The sequence below is a fragment of the Chitinophaga sp. 180180018-3 genome, from assembly GCF_037893185.1.
Classification (GTDB): domain Bacteria; phylum Bacteroidota; class Bacteroidia; order Chitinophagales; family Chitinophagaceae; genus Chitinophaga.
Genome location: NZ_CP140772.1, coordinates 6,553,182 through 6,571,499, shown reverse-complemented (window position 1 = coordinate 6,571,499; position 18,318 = coordinate 6,553,182). Strand labels below are relative to the sequence as shown.

At 46.4% G+C, this 18,318-nt stretch carries 15 protein-coding genes and 1 tRNA gene; 7 read left to right on the top strand and 9 right to left on the bottom strand.

Translation table 11 applies throughout. From position 1 onward, the window contains the following. Positions 1 to 11 precede the first annotated feature (11 nt). Positions 12 to 719, bottom strand: coding sequence for a DNA repair protein RadC (radC, locus tag UNH61_RS25755; RefSeq protein WP_326994887.1), 708 nt, complete (start codon positions 717 to 719; stop codon positions 12 to 14). A gap of 263 nt (positions 720 to 982) precedes the next feature. On the opposite strand from radC, the gene UNH61_RS25750 reads away from it, so the two are divergent. The 4 genes from UNH61_RS25750 (at position 983) to UNH61_RS25735 (ending at position 3,910) form a co-directional block, all read left to right on the top strand. Continuing rightward, complete coding sequence (locus UNH61_RS25750) at positions 983 to 1,951, top strand: ribose-phosphate pyrophosphokinase (RefSeq protein ID WP_326994886.1); 969 nt, start codon at positions 983 to 985, stop codon at positions 1,949 to 1,951. Between the two features lie 37 nt (positions 1,952 to 1,988). Then, positions 1,989 to 2,579 carry a 50S ribosomal protein L25 gene (locus tag UNH61_RS25745; RefSeq protein WP_326994885.1) on the top strand — a complete coding sequence of 197 codons (591 nt, stop codon included), beginning with the start codon at positions 1,989 to 1,991 and terminating at the stop codon, positions 2,577 to 2,579. A gap of 83 nt (positions 2,580 to 2,662) precedes the next feature. Next, positions 2,663 to 3,244 carry an aminoacyl-tRNA hydrolase gene (gene pth, locus UNH61_RS25740; RefSeq protein ID WP_326994884.1) on the top strand — a complete coding sequence of 194 codons (582 nt, stop codon included), beginning with the start codon at positions 2,663 to 2,665 and terminating at the stop codon, positions 3,242 to 3,244. Positions 3,245 to 3,298: 54 nt separating this feature from the next. Continuing rightward, positions 3,299 to 3,910 carry a fumarylacetoacetate hydrolase family protein gene (locus UNH61_RS25735; protein WP_326994883.1) on the top strand — a complete coding sequence of 204 codons (612 nt, stop codon included), beginning with the start codon at positions 3,299 to 3,301 and terminating at the stop codon, positions 3,908 to 3,910. A 41-nt stretch (positions 3,911 to 3,951) separates the two neighbouring features. Here the strand turns inward: UNH61_RS25735 and UNH61_RS25730 are convergent, their stop codons facing one another. Beyond that, a complete protein-coding gene (locus UNH61_RS25730; protein WP_326994882.1) occupies positions 3,952 to 4,386 on the bottom strand; it encodes a MarR family winged helix-turn-helix transcriptional regulator in 435 nt (144 codons plus the stop codon). Positions 4,387 to 4,465: 79 nt separating this feature from the next. Between UNH61_RS25730 and UNH61_RS25725 the strand changes: the two genes are divergently transcribed. Then, positions 4,466 to 6,595, top strand: coding sequence for a thiamine pyrophosphate-dependent enzyme (locus UNH61_RS25725; protein WP_326994881.1), 2,130 nt, complete (start codon positions 4,466 to 4,468; stop codon positions 6,593 to 6,595). 137 nt (positions 6,596 to 6,732) lie between these two features. Then, the gene (locus UNH61_RS25720; protein ID WP_326994880.1) at positions 6,733 to 8,016 is read left to right on the top strand and encodes a hypothetical protein; all 1,284 of its coding nucleotides are present in this window, start codon (positions 6,733 to 6,735) and stop codon (positions 8,014 to 8,016) included. A gap of 98 nt (positions 8,017 to 8,114) precedes the next feature. On the opposite strand, the gene UNH61_RS25715 is transcribed toward UNH61_RS25720, so the two are convergent. The 6 genes from UNH61_RS25715 to UNH61_RS25690 all read right to left on the bottom strand — a co-directional run bounded on the left by UNH61_RS25715 (position 8,115) and on the right by UNH61_RS25690 (position 16,470). Then, positions 8,115 to 9,746 (bottom strand): RagB/SusD family nutrient uptake outer membrane protein, encoded by a 1,632-nt coding sequence (locus UNH61_RS25715; protein ID WP_326994879.1) that lies wholly within the window; start codon positions 9,744 to 9,746, stop codon positions 8,115 to 8,117. A gap of 20 nt (positions 9,747 to 9,766) precedes the next feature. Next, positions 9,767 to 12,739 (bottom strand): TonB-dependent receptor, encoded by a 2,973-nt coding sequence (locus tag UNH61_RS25710; RefSeq protein WP_326994878.1) that lies wholly within the window; start codon positions 12,737 to 12,739, stop codon positions 9,767 to 9,769. Between the two features lie 631 nt (positions 12,740 to 13,370). Continuing rightward, positions 13,371 to 13,790 (bottom strand): inner membrane protein YiaA, encoded by a 420-nt coding sequence (gene yiaA, locus UNH61_RS25705; RefSeq protein WP_326994877.1) that lies wholly within the window; start codon positions 13,788 to 13,790, stop codon positions 13,371 to 13,373. A 153-nt stretch (positions 13,791 to 13,943) separates the two neighbouring features. Beyond that, a tRNA-Met gene (locus UNH61_RS25700) sits at positions 13,944 to 14,015 on the bottom strand. Positions 14,016 to 14,307: 292 nt separating this feature from the next. Continuing rightward, positions 14,308 to 15,588: a serine hydrolase domain-containing protein gene (locus UNH61_RS25695; protein WP_326994876.1), complete on the bottom strand. Its 1,281-nt coding sequence runs from the start codon at positions 15,586 to 15,588 to the stop codon at positions 14,308 to 14,310. A gap of 87 nt (positions 15,589 to 15,675) precedes the next feature. Continuing rightward, the gene (locus tag UNH61_RS25690) at positions 15,676 to 16,470 is read right to left on the bottom strand and encodes an SDR family oxidoreductase (RefSeq protein WP_326994875.1); all 795 of its coding nucleotides are present in this window, start codon (positions 16,468 to 16,470) and stop codon (positions 15,676 to 15,678) included. Between the two features lie 106 nt (positions 16,471 to 16,576). On the opposite strand from UNH61_RS25690, the gene UNH61_RS25685 reads away from it, so the two are divergent. Next, entirely contained in the window at positions 16,577 to 17,482 is a 906-nt protein-coding gene (locus UNH61_RS25685) for a LysR family transcriptional regulator (protein WP_326994874.1), read from the top strand. A gap of 3 nt (positions 17,483 to 17,485) precedes the next feature. On the opposite strand, the gene UNH61_RS25680 is transcribed toward UNH61_RS25685, so the two are convergent. Beyond that, entirely contained in the window at positions 17,486 to 18,250 is a 765-nt protein-coding gene (locus UNH61_RS25680; RefSeq protein WP_326994873.1) for an NIPSNAP family protein, read from the bottom strand. Positions 18,251 to 18,318: the final 68 nt, after the last annotated feature.

Below are 18,318 nucleotides of genomic sequence, written 5' to 3'. Positions count from 1 at the left end.
CATTTGCGGATTTATATCATCCCTTCTTCTGCAAGGCTGTAATACCCTGTTTCTGAAACGATAATATGGTCTATTACCTCCATGTCGAGAAGGCGGCTTCCTTCGCGTATCTTTTTGGTGATCCTGATATCTGCATCGCTGGGATGAAGACTGCCAGAGGGATGATTATGGCACAGCAACAGCTTGGTGGCATTTACTTCCAGGGCTTCGCGGAAGACAATCCGCGGATCCACGATAGTGCTGGTCATCCCTCCAACACTGAGGCAATGGCTTTTGAGTACTTTGTTGGCGTGGCTCAGGTACATCACATGAAACGACTCATGTGGCTGGTCGGCAAGCAGGGGCTTAAAAAAAAGAGCGGCATCTGCACCACATCGGATAATGGTTTTCCGGTGAACCTGCCCTGCCTGCTTCCTGCGGGCCAGTTCCATGGCCGCAAGCACGGTAACAGCTTTGGCACAGCCCATTCCGCGCAGTTTTTTCAATTGCCGGAGGTTGACTTTCCCTAATTCAGAAAGGTTGTTGTGTACCAGGCGCAATATTTCCGTTGCCAGCTCCACAGCCGATTTACTTTTATGCCCGGTGTTCAGGAGTATGGCCAACAATTCTGCATCGCTCAGTGCATTGGCGCCATTAGTCATTAATTTTTCTCTGGGCTGTTCATTTTCTGGCCAGCGACATATAGCCAGGTGAGGAGCCGGGTTAACATTAACAAACATAACTCATCTGTTATTCGAGGTAAACAAATATACGAACTCATCCCCGGATTTTTATTCCTTTTCCATTACCAATCATTATAAAATTATTATTTTCGGTTCCGATCGTCATAGGGATTTTCGGGGCCTTTTACCTTTTTTAAAAGTATAAAAATGATGAATGTATAATTATTTAAAAATAATTATATGAATGACTGACGAAAAAAAATCAGGCTGGTACTCCCAAAAATCCTAGTTTTGCAACCTCTTTTCCACTTGTATCCAGTATGCAACCTTCAGTAAAAATCTTCACAGGTAACAGTAATCCGGCATTAGCCGAAAAAATTGCCAAAAAATATGGCAAAGGTCTTAATGGCGGTCTTGGTAAAGTAAAGATCCAGAAATTCAGTGACGGCGAAATACAGCCCGTTTTCCTGGAGAGTATCCGTGGTGACTATGTTTTTCTCATTCAGGGTACCAGCGCTCCTTCGGATAACCTGCTGGAACTGCTGCTGATGATAGACGCCGCCAAAAGGGCTTCCGCCGGTTATATCACCGCTGTGATCCCTTATTTCGGCTATGCGCGCCAGGACAGGAAAGATAAACCCCGTGTAGCGATCGGATCGAAACTGGTAGCCAACCTGCTGACTTCTGCAGGTGCTAACAGGGTGATTACCATGGATTTGCATGCTCCGCAGATACAGGGATTCTTCGATATCCCGGTAGATCACCTGGATAGTTCTGCGATTTTTATTCCTTATATAGAGAATTTAAAGCTGGAAAATCTTACCTTTGCGTCCCCTGACGTAGGTAGTACCAATAGGGTACGTGAAGTAGCCAGCTACTTTAATGCAGAGATGGTTATCTGTGATAAACATCGTAAGCGTGCCAACGAGATTGCATCGATGGTAGTGATCGGAGATGTAACTAACCGGGACATCGTGCTCATTGACGATATTTGTGATACAGCCGGTACGCTGTCGAAGGCCGCTAATCTCCTCATGGAAAAAGGCGCCAGAAGTGTGCGCGCATTTTGTACGCATCCCGTTTTCAGCGGAAATGCCTACGAAAACATCGAAAAATCCGTACTGGAGGAAATGGTAGTATGTGATACTATTCCCATTAAACCACAGGCTCCGGGTTCCAAGATCAAGGTGATCTCTGTTGCAGAGCTTTTCGCGGTAGCTATCCGCAATATGCACGAAAACAAGTCTATCACCAGCCTGTTCATTCACAGCCATCGCAGAGGCGATTGATAACGTATTTTATTCATCAAAATAAATTGTCTAAACAATGAAAACAATAACCGTAGAAGGACAACTCAGGAGCGAATTCGGCAAAAAAGCCACCCGCCAGATCCGTTCTGAGGAACAAGTGCCTTGTGTTATTTACGGGGGTGCGGAAACTGTAAATTTTTCAGCTCCTGCAAAAGCATTTAAGAACCTGGTATACACTGACGCTTTCCAGCTGGCAGAGATCAAACTGGGCGACAAAACTTACAAATGTGTATTGAAGGATCTACAGTTTGATGTAGTGACTGACGAACTGGCTCATCTCGATTTCCTGGAACTGGTAGATGACAAGAAAGTAACCGTTACACTGCCTATCAAACTGGTTGGTCAGTCTGTAGGTGTTAAAGCTGGTGGTAAGCTGGTTAGCAAACTGAAAGCACTGAAAGTAAAAGCTTTGCCTAAAGATCTGGTTGAAACTATCGAAGTTAACATCGACAACCTGGAACTGAATGCTAACATCCGCGTAGAAGACGTGAAAATTGAAGGTGTTGAAATCACTAACTCTCCACGTATTCCTATCGCTTCTGTGGTAATGACCCGTCAGCTGCGTCAGGAAGAAGCTACTGCTGAAAAAGACGCTAAGAAGAAATAATCTTTTAGATATATTTTTCCAGAAAGCCTCTCTACTTTTAGAGAGGCTTTTTAATTCTTCATTCCAACAAAACAGCTATCACAATGAAGTATTTAATCGTTGGTCTTGGTAACATTGGAGAGGAATACCGGCATACCCGTCATAATATAGGTTTTGATGTGGCGGATGCTTTTGCTGCCAGGCATAAGGCTGTTTTTAATAACGACCGGTTGGCGGATGTGGCGGAGTGTAAATGGAAAGGGAAGAGTTTCATTGTTATCAAGCCTACTACTTATATGAATCTGAGTGGCCGGGCTGTTAAATACTGGCTGGATAAGGAAAAGATACCAGTAGAAAATATGCTGGTGATCGTAGACGATCTGGCACTTCCACTGGATGTGATGCGGGTACGCCCGGGGGGCAGTGATGCGGGGCATAATGGACTGAAAAGTATTCAGGAATCCTTAGCCACCAATCAGTATCCCCGGTTGCGTTTCGGTATTGGCAACAGCTATCCTAAAGGACGGCAGGTTGAGTTTGTGCTGGGAAAATGGAAAAATACAGAGGAACCGGTTGTGCAGGAGAAGATTGAAAAAAGCGCTGAAATTATTGAAAGCTTTGCCAGCATTGGCATTGCACGTACTATGAACGACTGTAACAAGTTGACCTTCCCGGCTGTGAAGTAAGGCGTTGTTGCAGTTACCTGTTTAGTTTTTTTGATCTTTAAAACAAATGGCATTATGAAAATCATTTGCGTAGGCAGGAACTATGCCGATCATGCTAAAGAGTTGAAGAACGAAGTACCTACGGAGCCCGTATTGTTTATGAAACCCAAGAGCGCCCTGTTACAGAACGGTCACCCCTTTTATTATCCTGAATTTACCAATAACCTCCATTATGAATGTGAACTGGTACTGAAGGTCAGTAAAAACGGTAAGCATATACAAGAGAAATTTGCCGACAGGTACTACGATCAGATCTCTGTGGGTATCGACTTTACGGCCCGTGATCTGCAGGATCAGCAGAAGGCCAAAGGGTTACCCTGGGAAATTGCGAAAGCATTCGACAATTCTGCGCTGGCAGGCAATTTTATTCCTATTACCCCCGAAATGGACAAAAAGGATATCAATTTCTGTCTTTATAAAAACAAAGCATTGGCCCAATCGGGAAATACACAGGATTTGCTGTTTTCTTTCGATTTTCTCGTATCCTATATCTCCCGGTTCTTTACACTGAATATAGGCGATCTCATTTTTACGGGTACTCCTGCAGGAGTGGGACCAGCGAATATAGGCGACAGTTTTGAAGCTTTTATTGAGAACGACAGTTTGCTGGAGTTCACGGTGAAATAGCACTGTCAGCTACTAGCAGCCTGCTGCTAGTAGCTGTTCGCTTAGGGGATATTAGCATAAATAGTATCCAGTATCCTTGTTAGTTCAGCATAATCCGCCTCAGTAAGAGATTTCCATCCGATCTTTCGCATTTCATATACTAAGGCTTTCACATCTTTATATTTTTCCACTCCGGCAGGCGTCAGCTGCAGGTATACTTTCCGGCGGTCGTGTACATCCGCCTCACGCTTCACCAATTGCTTCTTTACCAGTAATTCTATAATACGGGAAATGGTAGTAATGTCCTTGGAGGTATTACGGGCGAGCTCGTTATGAGTGGTTTTTTTATGCTTGTAAAGATTTTCTACAAGCAGCCATTGATCCACTGTAATGTCCTTCTGTTGGGCATCGAAGGTTTTTTGCCAATAGTTACGCAGTTTTTTGAGCGTAGCATCCAGCTTAAAAAAAGATGGATTACTGACGAAAGTATCAGTCATATTATTTAATTTGCTTTAGCAACTGTTGCTATGGCAACTATTGTTTTTAAACTACCATCATCACCAAAACAGTCTAACTGTGTTTAAAGATAGCACAAGCGTTTCAACTTTAAAAACGCCAAATTCCCAATGGAGTGCTCACACAGGAGAATTGCCCGAGCTGCTCCATGCCTGGCGCCTGATGTGCGAGGCATATAGTATGGCTGCAGTATACGAAGCCAATCGGGCGATCTGCACATATGTTCACTCCACCTCCCGGGGACATGAAGCCATACAAATAGCCACAGGACTGCAATTACGGCCCTGGGACTTTGTAAGTCCGTATTACCGGGACGACAGTATGCTATTGGCCATGGGGTTTACTCCATATGAGCTGATGCTGCAATTGCTGGCCAAAGCAGACGATCCCTTTTCTGCCGGCCGTTCGTATTACAGTCACCCAAACAACCGGGAACCTGACAAACCTCAGATACCTCATCAGAGCAGTGCTACTGGTATGCAGGTGATACCTGCTACTGGCATTGCCCAGGGATTACAATACCTTGAACAGATACGATCCCGGTTACTGAAAACAGGCCCGGCGGGGGAACTGCCGGTTGTGATTTGTTCTCTTGGGGATGGTAGTGTAACGGAAGGAGAGGTAAGTGAAGCCTGGCAATTTGCAGCCTTGAAACAGCTGCCGGTTATTTACCTGGTGCAGGATAATCAGTGGGGGATCTCTGCTACGGCGGAAGAAGTACGCACGACGGACGCCTATGAGTATGCAGCAGGATTTAAGGGACTGGAGAGAATGCGGGTGGATGGCAGCGATTTTACGGCGAGTTATGCCGCCATGGAAGCAGCCATTGCTTATGTGCGGCAGGAGCGTAAACCCATACTGGTGCAGGCAGATGTGCCGTTGCTGGGGCATCATACTTCCGGAGTAAGGAAGGAATGGTACCGGACAAACGAAGATCTGGCAAGGCATATGAAGGAAGATCCCCTGCCTAAGCTCCAGGCGTTGCTCGAAAAGCATGGAGTAGGTACGGCGGAACTGGAGGAAATCCGGCAGACGGCCGATGCAGATGTGCAGGCTGCTTTTGATAAGGCCTTACGGGCGGCGAATCCGGCGCCGGAAACAGTAATGACCCATGTTTTTGCGTCCACACCGGTAACCACAGAACGGGGAGAACGCAGCCCTGAAGGAAAAGGGAAGGTGGTGATGGTAGATGCAGCCTTGCATGCCATAGAGGAAATCATGCAGCAATACCCGGAAGCAATCCTATTCGGACAGGATGTAGGACGCCGGTTGGGGGGCGTTTTCCGGGAGGCAGCTACCCTGGGAGATAAATTTGGTGCTCACCGCGTTTATAACACTGCCATACAGGAAGCGTATATCGTGGGTTCTACCGCAGGGCTTTCTGCAGTAGGGGTGAAACCTATTGTGGAGATCCAGTTTGCAGATTATATATACCCTGGATTTAACCAGCTGGTCACGGAGATTTCCAAATCGTGTTATCTGAGTAACGGAAAATATCCGGTACAGACGCTGATACGTATTCCCATTGGCGCTTACGGTGGGGGCGGGCCGTATCACTCCGGCAGTGTAGAATCCACGCTGCTGAGCATTAAAGGAATAAAGGTGGTATATCCTTCCAATGCGGCTGATATGAAGGGACTGATGAAGGCTGCTTTCCTTGATCCAAACCCGGTGGTGATGCTGGAACATAAAGGATTGTACTGGAGCAAAGTACCAGGTACGCAGGAGGCAATGACAGTGGAACCTGCGGCGGACTATATATTACCACTTGGTAAAGCAGCAGTTGTACAACATGCCCACCCGCGTGAGGTGGCGCAGGGCGATACCGTTTGCATTATCACCTACGGAATGGGCGTTTATTGGGCAAAGGCCGCTGCAAAAGCCTTTCCGGGACAGGTGAGTATCGTAGACCTGCGAACATTATACCCGTTGGATGAAGCGCTGATTTTTGACATGATAAAAAAGCATGGAAAATGTTTGGTGCTGACGGAGGAACAATTGAGTAATTCTTTTGCACAGGCATTAGCCGGGCGCATACAACAGGCTTGTTTTCGCTGGCTCGACGGACCAGTGTTTACCCTGGGAGCCCTTGATCTGCCGGCAGTTCCGCTGAATACAGAATTGGAGGCCGCCATGCTGCCTAATCGGGATAAGGTGGAAGCACTGTTGCGGGAAGTGCTTGGATATTAGTCCTTAGCTTTTAGCCTTTAGTAAAATGCAATGAAGGTCACATGGTAGAATACCTTGTGACCTTCATTGCATTTTACTAAAGGCTAAAATTCCTATATTCATCTTTACTGCATTTACCAAAGGCTAAATTTCTTTTTATGGCTAATGTTGCGGATCTGGATATAGAAAGACAGCTATTACCGCTATTTGATTTTACAGGCAATGATCGTTCAAGACAGGTGCTGAGTGATCTGCTGTTGCAGTTGCCCGGGAGTGTAGAGGAGGTATATAAGCGTCAGCGGCTTATACAATGCTTTATAGATAACGGTTATGTACACACGAATTTTTCTTATCATCAGCAGGATTTCGGGGAAATATTCCGGACATTCTCAAAATTAAATGAGCAGGTATACTATTACGACAGCAGCCGGGTGATTGCGGCAGTACAGCTGTTGTGGCGCCGGCGTTACCGTCACGAAATGAAGAGCCGGTTGATACAGCTATTGTTTTTCATGGAGCAGTTAGAGGATTATTTCAGCAGCGTGGAGGCATCGGTATTCCCGGAGGTTTTCGCGGAGCGCGTAGCAGCCTTGAAGAAATTCCTGGCATTATTCAATGCAAAGGAAATTGCCAATCGTATTCGTAAGGATCAATTCCGCATAGGGGACCAGTTGTTTTTGCTGGATCTGCTGAACCGCAAGATAGTTGAGAAGGAAGCAGCGATGCACTGGGAAACATTTTTTACGTATGAGGCCTGGTGGTCGATTGCAAAGGGAATGGTAAAACATCATTTCGTATTCCCGGAATTTTCGGAGAAGGAAGTCGGTCTCCGCGGTTTTTACCATCCGGCATTGAAGAACCCGGTGAAAAATGATCTCCGGACGGAGGGGAATGTTATGTTGCTGACGGGGCCGAATATGTCGGGGAAATCAACTTTGCTGAAGGCACTGGGAATATGCGTCTATTTTGCCCATGCGGGATTGGGCGTACCTGCTGATTTTTGCCGCCTGCCTTATTTCGATTGTATAACCGTGATTATTAATCTTTCGGATGATCTGAAGCATGGCTACAGCCATTTTATGATGGAAGTACAGCATTTGAAGAATGTAGTCCGGGATGCCAGGGAAGGAAAAAGATGTTTTGCCGTATTTGATGAGCTGTTCCGGGGAACCAATGTAGATGATGCACTTGACATTTCGCAACAGACTATCAGTGGACTGAATAGTTTTGATGGCTGTTTTTTTGTTGTCTCTACACATCTTTACCAATTACAACCGTTATTGAAAGATGTAAATGCCTGGTTTATAGATTGCCGGTTAGAAGAACAGGAGCCACATTTTCTTTATAAGCTGCGGGAAGGATGGTCGGACCTGAAGATTGGGCGTATTATTTTCGAGAGAGAGGGGCTACCGGGATTGTTAAGAATTAAGAATAGAGAATGAAGAATTAAGAAACAGTGCGAAGATCTTAGCAGATAATCATCAATCGCTAAGGTCTTCGCGCTGTTTCTTAATTCTTCATTCTCTATTCTTAATTTTCCTTAGTATCCCGGATTCTGAACCAGATTCGGATTGATACTGGTTTGTTTGAATGGGATCGGGAACAGTTTATACTTATCTCCGGAGGGTTGGTGATCCCACCAGGTAGCAGTGGCGAATTTGCCAAAGCGGATCAGATCAGTACGGCGTTTCCCTTCAAAGATGAATTCGCGGCCTCTTTCAGCCAGTAACTCGTCCATGGTGAGGCTGGTAGTTGTGTAGGCCTCCAGTTGCCAGTCTGCCGGCAGGAAAGCGCGTCTTTTGCAGGTGTTGATCAGATCTACTGCTTCCTGGGACGCCACACCGCCACTTTTCCGCATAATAGCTTCTGCTTTGTTGAAATATATCTCTGTAAGGCGGTATAATACAAAGTCGTTGCCCCAGTAGTTCGGATCGCTTTGTGCGCCCGGGAGATATTTGGCAAAACGGGCGCCGCTGTTTTCTTCGCCACGGGTCATTCCACCCGGACCTGTTTCGCCTTCTGAGTTTCTGCGGATTTCTTTTACAAAAACGAGCGGTTTGTTGTTATATTCTTCTGTGCCGAGTACGAGGCTGTCGCCAACATTCTGGCGCAGTGCGGGATCTTTTTTCTGAGGTCCGATCAGCATCCATTTCTGTTTGCGCAGGTCGTTGTCTTTGAACGCATCGTAGGCGGTTGGGATGACAACGATACCGTTGTTACCATCGCGATCAGCGTTATAGATCTGGCGTTCGCGGTAGTGCCAGAAATCGCCTTCCCATCCAAAGCGGAAGTTACCATTCCGGAAATCGTAGGCGATCTGGAAGAGGACTTCCGGAGAAGTGCTATTGGTATTTGCGAAAGCGCGCTGGATATCTGGTTCCAGGGCAGGGATGCTGCCACTGAGGGAACCGCCATCGCCGGCGATGATTTTATTGCAATAGGTGATACAATCGTCCCAGCGTGCAGTGCCGGACCATTCCTGTGCGTTGAGGTACAGTTCTGCCAGCATACAGTATCCGGCGGCTTTGCTCACGCGGCCGAGCATAGCGGGGGAAAGCGGTTGTAAGTTTTCCACATTTTCCTTCAGCTCTTTTTCGATGAAGGCGAATACTTCTTTCCGCGGTTTGGTGGCGGGACTGGCCGGTGTACCTACTTCTGTTACGATTGGGATATTGCCGTACAGGTCCATCAGTTTCAGGTAGTGCCAGGCGCGCAGCACTTTGGTTTCAGCGATGATAGAGGCTTTATCTGCATCTGTCATGCCCAGTTTTTTGAAGTCAACATCGGCCAGATCGTGGATAGTATTGTTACAGAAGCCCATGCCCCAGAACATCAGGCGCCAGGGGTTCCAGGCGTTATCGTCGTTAGCGATCCATTGATGCCGGTGCAGGCGGATCCAGTTACCACCATCGTAGCCGTGGCGGCCTTTCTGGGGCCATGCCAGCTGGTCGGCCGAAAGCTCCTGCAGACGCCAGTAGCCGGTTTGGCCGGTGGGCGCTGCCCAGGCATTGGCGTGAGTAAAAGGACGGAGTACTGCGGACATTACTTCTTCCCGGGTATTATAAAATTGTTTCCCTATTATTTCGCTGTATGGTTTTTCGTCCAGCTTGGTGCAGGCGCTCATTCCGAGGGCCAGCAGGGCTGCACTGATATATGCGTTTGTTTTTTTCATACGTTTCAATTTTACTGCAATTAAAATCCGAGATTAAGGCCGATTGTATACGAACGTGTGCGGGGATAGAATCCTCTTCCGTCGATACCGGAATCGAGGGCTGTATCCTGCAGTTCCGGATCGAGCCCGGTGTATTTGGTGATGGTAGCAATGTTCCGGCCGCTGGCGTATACGCGTAGATTGCGGATATATTTGGTATGGAGCTTGAAATTGTAGCCCAGTGTGATATTGTCCAGTTTTACGAAATCACCTTTTTCCAGGTAGTAATCGGAGTAATGGGGATCGTCGTTTAGCTTTGCGTTTTTGCCAATCGCAGAACTCAGCACGTTGTTGGGCATCCATTTTTTGTTACCGAAATAAAGGTCTTGCAGATTGAGGATCTTGAAACCAAATTTACCCCGGAAGAAGATGCTCAGGTCGAAGTTTTTATAACGGAAGGTATTTCCCCAAGAGGCCATATATTTCGGAATACCATTGCCAAGTTCTGTTTTATCATCTTCATTCATTTCAGCTGCGGTGGCTTTGGAGCCATCTTTTTTATAGAACAGCCATTTTCCATCGTCAGTAAGACCGGCAAAACGGTGGCCATAGAAGGTTCCCAGCGGGCCACCTTCTACTACCCGAATGGCGGAGCCAAGGTTACCGGGAGAAGGAAGGCCACCATACCACTGTTCTGTTGATTTGTAAATGCTGTTGGAGAAAGACGTCAGCTTGTTCTTTTGAGTGCTGAAGGTCAGATTACTATTCCAGGTGAAGTCGTGTGTTTGAACAGGAATACCACTGAGAACTATTTCCACACCATTATTGGAGATGGCGCCTACGTTTGTAAAGATCTTGTCCAGTATATTAGATGGTAACTGTGCATCGTAGCTGAATAACAGGTCTTGAGTTTTACGACTGTATACATCCACAGAACCGCTGAGTCGATTTTTGAGTAAGGAGAAGTCGAGCCCTGCATTGAATTCTTTTTTCACCTCCCATTTCAGATCCGGATTCGGGTTTTTATTCGGACCGTAAGTCTGGATCCACTGGCCGTATTGCAGGTAGGTACCACCGGTGCTCAGCGTAATGAGCGACTGGTAGTTAGGAATGCCCTGATTACCGGTAACGCCATAGCCTGCACGGAGTTTCAGGTTATTAATAACCGGAAAATCCTGCATAAATGGTTCTTTTGAGATAACCCATCCCGCGGATATTGCCGGGAAGTTACCCCACTTGTTATTGGCGCCGAAGCGGGATGATCCCTCATGGCGCAGAATGGCCTGCAGGAGATATTTCTGTTTATAGTTGTAGTTGATCCTGCCGAAGAAAGCCACCAGGGTATTGTCCTCTTTACGGCTGTTCATAGAAGGCCTGGGAAGTTTCGGATTATTGAGCGCATTACCAGCAGATATATTCCAGTCTTCGAAAACATCGGTTAGGAAGCCGTTGTTATCCATACTGTATGTTTCGAGTGTGCTGTATTGATAACTGTAGCCGGCCATCAAATTCAGAGAGTGATCATTGTGAATAAGACGGGTATAGTCTGCGGTAGCTTCAAATGTTTTATCCATGGCAGAGGAGTTAGCTTTATAGGCATATCCACCGCCCAGGTAATTCTGTACGGATACTTTGGATTTTTTGCTACGGTAGTAGCGGTCGTTCATATCATCTCTCACAATAGCACCGAAGGCTGATAACTTCAGGTCTTTTATAGGTTCTAGGGTGAGGCGTGCATCGCCGGACCATGTTTTCTGGTCGCGCACATATTTTTCCTGGCGCAAACGGGCTAGCGGGTTATAATCGTTGTACCCGTTGGTTTCAATGAAATTGCCGTTAGCGTCGTATAGCGGCATGGTAGGGTTGCGTTGTACGGCCTGTTCAAAATCGGCGCCGGCACCGTTAAACTTACTGCCGTCGCCGCTGTTACCTCCGTTCAGGTTGGCGTTGTTGAAGTTGCCGGCGAGATTGAATTGCATAGTTAGCAATCCCTGGAAGCCGGTCTGGTTTACGTTCACCCTGCCACCATATTGTTTACGGCCATTTTCCAGTGCGATACCATTGGCATCGTTGTAGTAAATGGAAGCGCGGTAGTTACTGTTGGCGGTACCACCTGAAGCAGCAAAATTGTGATAGTGGCTGAGGTTTTGTTTATCGAGCAGCGCATCATACCAATCGGTATTACCACCGAGGTTGTTGCTGGCTCCTGCCAGTTTCGTATATTCGGCAGCACTCAAAACGCTGGGGCGTTTTGCTACCGCTTCCCGCTGAAGATAGGTGGAATAAGTGTACTGGGGATCGCCGGCTTTACCTTTTTTGGTAGTGATAAGGATAACCCCGTTATTACCCCTGGTACCATAGATAGCTGCAGCGGAACCGTCTTTCAGTACGTCGAATGTAGCGATATCATCCTGCTGGAGCAGATCGAGGTTACCGCCTGGTATACCGTCGATCACAATCAGAGGTTTCATATCGCCAGCAATGGAGCTGATACCTCTGATTTGAATGGAGGCGCCGCTGTTAGGGTTGTTGCCCTGTGTTCTGGTAACAGAAAGACCGGCCACTTTACCCTGGATAAGATCCATGGGAGAGCGGGAGCCGCCCTGATTGAAGTTTTCAGCCTTTACGGTGGCAACGGAAGTGGTTACTTCATTTCTTTTCTGAGTACCATAACCGATTACCACTACATCCTGCAGTGCTTTTACACCGGCGCTGAGTTTAATCTGCATAGGGGCGCCGGACGCGGGTGTTTCCTGCTGCTGGTATCCGACAAAGGAGAATACCAGTACGGCATTTTCGGGAGCCTGCAGGCTGAAAGAACCATCGGCTTTGGTAATGGTGCCGGTGCTGGTGTTTTTTACCTGTACGGATACGCCGGGTATAGGTGTGTGGTCGTTGGCGTCCGTTACTTTCCCGGTTATTGTTTTCGCTTGTGAAAAGGCAAACAGCGAAAAGAGCATCAGTACCGTAACGGCAAAGAAGGCCTGAGCCCAAAACGTGGATCGTTTGTGCATATACATTAATTGAAATTGGTTAATAAAGTTTTCCCGATCGATTTTAAAAAAATCGATTTAGCAATAATGCTACAGGGCAATATTTAAAGTTTCCTTATCGGTTTTAAGCAGTTTTAAAAAATGATGAAATACTCCTTTACAAAGGAGTGTGTCTGGTTTTCCGTTTCATTATTACCTGGTTTCCGCATCAGGTATCATAAGCAAAATTGCGATACAATACAATTTACAATGTTCAGTACAATATCGATTTAGCTAACAATAAAGAATAACAAGCAGCTGTTACCTGAGTTGGCAGAGTACTATTTTGTTTACTTCGTTCATACGCGGGTCTTTTCCTGCATTGATTTTCCAATCAGGCTGTGCCTGTATTAGAAAATCGATTTAGCAATGGTTCCAAAAAAAAGATTCATAGCGAATCCTGGTGAATAACAAGTCGATAAACGCGGCACTTTTTCTCTAACGTCGGAATAAAAGTAGTATTTATTTGTGTTAAAAGAAATCATTTCAGGTAATTTTTTTGGCAGGCATAACAAAGCGGTAGTTTACAGGAAGAATAGCCTGAGTGGGTGTATATAACAAAGCCCCCGGCGATATTGGTACCAGGGGCTTGTTCTATGGTTCCATAAGAAAACTAATTGTCGGCCCGGGGTGTTTCGCCGGGGGATTTTGCGGCCTGTGTATCGCGTGTATTTTTCTGTACAGCGATAGCGCCGAAAACGCTCAGCAGGAAAGCAAAAGCATAGAAGCCTTTTTCGCTGGGCGCCAGGGTGGCATTCCATAAACCAACGATGAGCAGCAGCAGGGTGAGTAACATAGACACCCAGCTAAGTCCGTAGTAAATATCAGTCACCGGAATATTTTCCAGCCTGTCGCGCACACATTTCTGCACAGAAACCGCGGAAAAGAGTCCATACATAAGTACGGTGAAGTAATATCCTTTTTCATTCAGCTGCATGGTTGCATTCCAGAGTCCGATCACAAAGCCAAGCATGCCAGTCAGTACTGCCACCCAGGAGGCGGCGATAAATGCCATTGATGGTTTTTGTTTCATGGGAGGATAATTTTAGTTTTACGGGATTAATTAGATGGTGGCTAACAAATTGCAATCAGCATCTTGATGGCCGTTGGTAATAATGCTAGTATTTTGCTTTTTGGCAGATAAAAAAAAACCTGAACCAATAGAATAGTTCAGGATTTTCGTTTGTAGCGAGGAGCGGATTCGAACCACTGACCTTCGGGTTATGAGCCCGACGAGCTACCTCTGCTCTACCTCGCAATGTGGTTGCAAATGTAGCTAAATAAATCAAACTACAAAATTTAACTCTCGTACAGGCTTATATTTCAGCGAATAAGGAGGAATGCGGGAGCATTGTATCGTATCATTACTGATGCTTGAAAGGCTTATTGGTAAAGCGTTTGGAAGGATTTTGAAAAGCTGTGATCATTGATATACGAAAGGAGTGAAAAACTTTTCCACATATCGTTGTGGATTACAAATAGTTGTTAATAAATGCAACGAAGATGGCATATTGTTATAATATGATAAGCTTCGTTGCATTTACCGGCAGCTAATAGTTAATCGCCTGATATGTCAACGTCTTGAACTCATCACCCATACGCCACCAGGGAGAAAGGTATTCCTGGGTGAAGAGAAGACCGATAATATGTTCCTGAGGATCGGCCCAGCCGAAGGTGGTGAAGGCACCATCCCAACGGAAGGAGCCAACAGTCATTGGAGAAAGATAGTCGTTGGCAGGTGTTTCGAGTCCGAACCCAAGTCCGAAGCGGAAATTTTCCGGCTGCGGTGGGAGAGGAGAAATGCCGGTTCCATCCGGTAACTGGTTGGTGAGCATGAGCTCAATGGTTTTACGGCTAACAAGCCGTTTGGTTTTATACACACCTTTATTCAGGAAGAGTGACAGAAATTTGGCGTAGTCGCCGGTGGTAGAACTAAGCCCTGCTCCGCCGGACAGATAGGTGCCATTCAATTTGGGAAAATCCGGATTTACTCCTTCATAAATAGGATGTGTAACAGGTTTCAGTTCCTGTCCCACATTTTCATAAAGAGTAGTGAGTTGTTGTTGTTTATCCGCCGGCAGGTGAAACCAGGTATCGTTCATTTCAAGTGGCTCAAAGATCCTTTTGCGGAGGAATTCATCGAGCGGCCGGCCGCTCCAGATTTCCACGAGATAGCCCAATACATCTGTATTCAGGCCATAGGTAAACTTTTCACCCGGATCATGTTGCAGTGGTAATTTTGCCAGCAGGTTGATCTTTTCTTTCAATGTAGAAGCGGTGGTACCGATTCCACTGGGAATGCCTGCTTTCTGATATATGGCCTGCATAACCGGATCGGAGAAAACGGCTGCATAGGCAATACCAGAGGTGTGGCGCAACAGATCACGGATAGTGATATCACGACTGGCGGGCCGGGTAGTCCAGGTACTGTCTGATGCATTGAAATGAACGAGTACCTGCGGATCTTTAAAAGCAGGAATATATTTCGATACAGGATCGTCGAGCAGGAATTTGTTTTCTTCCCACAGCATCATCGCAGCCAGGCTGGTAATGGCCTTCGACTGCGACGCGATCCGGAAAATATTGTTCACCTGCATTTTTTTCCCGGAGGCGATATCTGCGTAGCCAAAGGCTTTATTGTAAATAATGTTGTTGTCGCGGATAATCAATGCCACAGCGCCAGGGATATGTTGTTCCTTTATCTGATGGGTAATAAATTCGTCGATTCTCGACAGGCGCTGCGTATCGAAGCCCGGTTGGGCTTTCGCATCACTAAAGGCAATAAGGAGCACCAGCAGGGCATAGATGCCTGCTTTACTATATAAGTTCATATGTTATTGTTTTTTGAGAGAGGAGTGTGCGCTGTCTTCCATCTCCCGTTATTATTATAACGGGAGATGAAAGCACAACAAGCACTTTTAGTAAATACTTCTCAGTAATCCTCCGTCGGCGCGTAATGAGGCGCCATTAGTAGCGGCGGAAAGAGGGCTGGAAAGGTAAGTAACGAGATTGGCAATTTCAGCAACATTGGCAAAACGTTGGAGCAGGGAGCTGGGGCGTTTGCTTTTGAAGAAATTGGCTTCTGCTTCGGCGGGGCTTATCTGATCTGCTTCGGCGAGTTTTTTAATGAATTCATCTACCCCTTCGGACTTGGTAGGGCCAGGCATCACGGTGTTTACGGTTACCTTTGTGCCTTTGGTCAGTTCTGCCAGTCCGCGGCTGATGGAAAGTTGCGCTGTTTTGGTGGTACCATAATGAATCATTTCTTCCGGAATCATCACGGCGCTTTCACTGGCGATAAAAATAATTCTGCCCTCATTTTTAGCCAGCATTTTCGGGAAGAAGTAGCGGGAAAGGCGTACGCCGCTCAATACGTTCACTTCGAAGAACCGAAACCATTCAGCGTCGGTAATCTCCTCGAAGGGCCTGGGTTCGAAGATACCGGCATTATTGATCAGGATATCCACATCCTGCACTTCGTCCAGCAGCTGCTGGACTTCAGCTGCCTTAGCAAAATCGGCAGCAACGCCGCTTACATTTGCATCCGGTACCTGTTGCTTCAGCTTACTGATAGCTTCTTTTATACGTTCGTTACTTCTGCCGTTAATAACAACAGTAGCGCCTTCTTTTAAAAGCTGTAAGGCAATGGCGTACCCGATCCCCTGGGTGGAACCGCTTACCAGCGCTTTTTTACCTTTTAACTGTAAGTCCATATACTTTTAATTTTCAGATTTGATGCAGCAAATTTACTGCCTGATTGTCTATAAAATTAATAATGTAATTTATTTGTTAGTATAAATAAATTTATATTTTTACGGTATGGTGAATTTTGAATGGTATAGAACTTTTAAGGCCATTTACCAGTCGGGTACCTTAACCGGCGCGGCCCAGGAGCTGTTGATTTCCCAGCCTAATGTAAGTCAGCATTTATCGGCATTGGAGAGTTATATCGGCCATACGCTTTTTGAGCGTAAGCCCCGGCAGATGGTGCCTACCAGCTATGGAAAGCTGTTCTATACACAGATCATAGAAGCGGTGGAGAAGCTGGAAAAAGTGGAGGGCGATTTCCGCCGGAGCTGTATCGCCCGTTGCATGGCGGTAGTACATTTGGGAGCGCCGAAGGAATTTTTTGATGCATGTATGCTCAGCGAGGTCGGCAATATCGGCGAGGCCAACCTGGTAGTAGAATTTGGGCTGACAAAAGAGCTGGTACAGCGGTTATTGAAAGGGGAGCTCGACTTCGTGATATCTACCAGTATGGTAGAGGAAAAGAATATGGTGAATGAACCGATACTTTTTGAAAAGTTTGTGTTGGTGGGCAATCGGGATATAGACTATACCCCGGTTAAAAAATACATCCGGAATAATGATCCGGAAAGTATAGAAAACTGGCTGCAGTTGCAGGAGTGGTTCGCCTATAGCAGCGATCTGCTGGCTATCCGCCGGTTCTGGTTTCATAATTTCAAAAAGCGTCCCGGGCTCAGGCCACGTTATATCATACCGGATTTCAATTCGATCCTGCAATCCATGCAGCAGGTGGAAGGTATTACGGTAGCTTCAGATTACCTGGTAAAAGACCTGGTGCAACAGAAAAAGATAAAACTGATCTGGGAAGGGAACGAACCGACTACCAATACCATTTACCTGGCTTATGACAAGACGAAAGCCACGAAAGAGAATCTGGAGGCGGTTCGGACCATGGTGCGGAGTATGAAGAATGCTTGATGCCTACAAATCGGAATATTCTGTTGGCCGCAGGAACAAAATTTCAGACTTTGATACATTATGCGCATATTCTTCGAGTGCGGAAAGTTGTTTCCAGCGGGGATCTGCGCTGAATGATTTCCAATGTGCGTCGCGGTCGTCTTTATTGTTGAAAGTGGTCATATACATCAGGTTGGGCATACGGGAGCCGGAGAGTACGGAAGCATAGAATACTGCGTTGAAACCAAGGCTTTTGAATATGCCGATTTCATCGCCGGTATTGAACATTTTTACTTTGTTGACATGATATTTTTCGGAGGGGCTTTCGTAGCTGCGTAGTTCGTATACCCGTTCCTGTTTGGGTGCCTGCAGGGATGGCGCCTGAAGCATGGGCATGCCAGGAAAAGCCTGCAGCAGAATAGATTCTATGCGGGTGTAGGGAATATTGTTCCAGGCAGCATTCGTATATGCTTCACTGTTAGTTTGATAAGCTTTGTCGGCCTGCAGCGTTTTGTCGAGATTGACGAACTGCTCCAGCGACTGAAACGGGATCAGCACGTATATGCGTATATCTGCGGTATCGGGCGTTACCGGCTTAAATACGCCTGCCTGCCGGATGCCGGCTTTATGCAATGCCGGTAAAAATGCTTTCTGCAGGTATTCGTCGACCAACGTTTCCTGTGCAGGTGTTTTCAGGTGATAGATTTTGATCTGATAATATTGCCGCTCTTTTGCAAAGAGGGTAAAGGTGAACAGTGTGAGTGCCAATAGCAGTGTGGAATGTTTCATAAATGACTAAATTGTATAACGTACAAAATACGGCAAATAAACAAGGATTTATAGTACGTTACTGAATG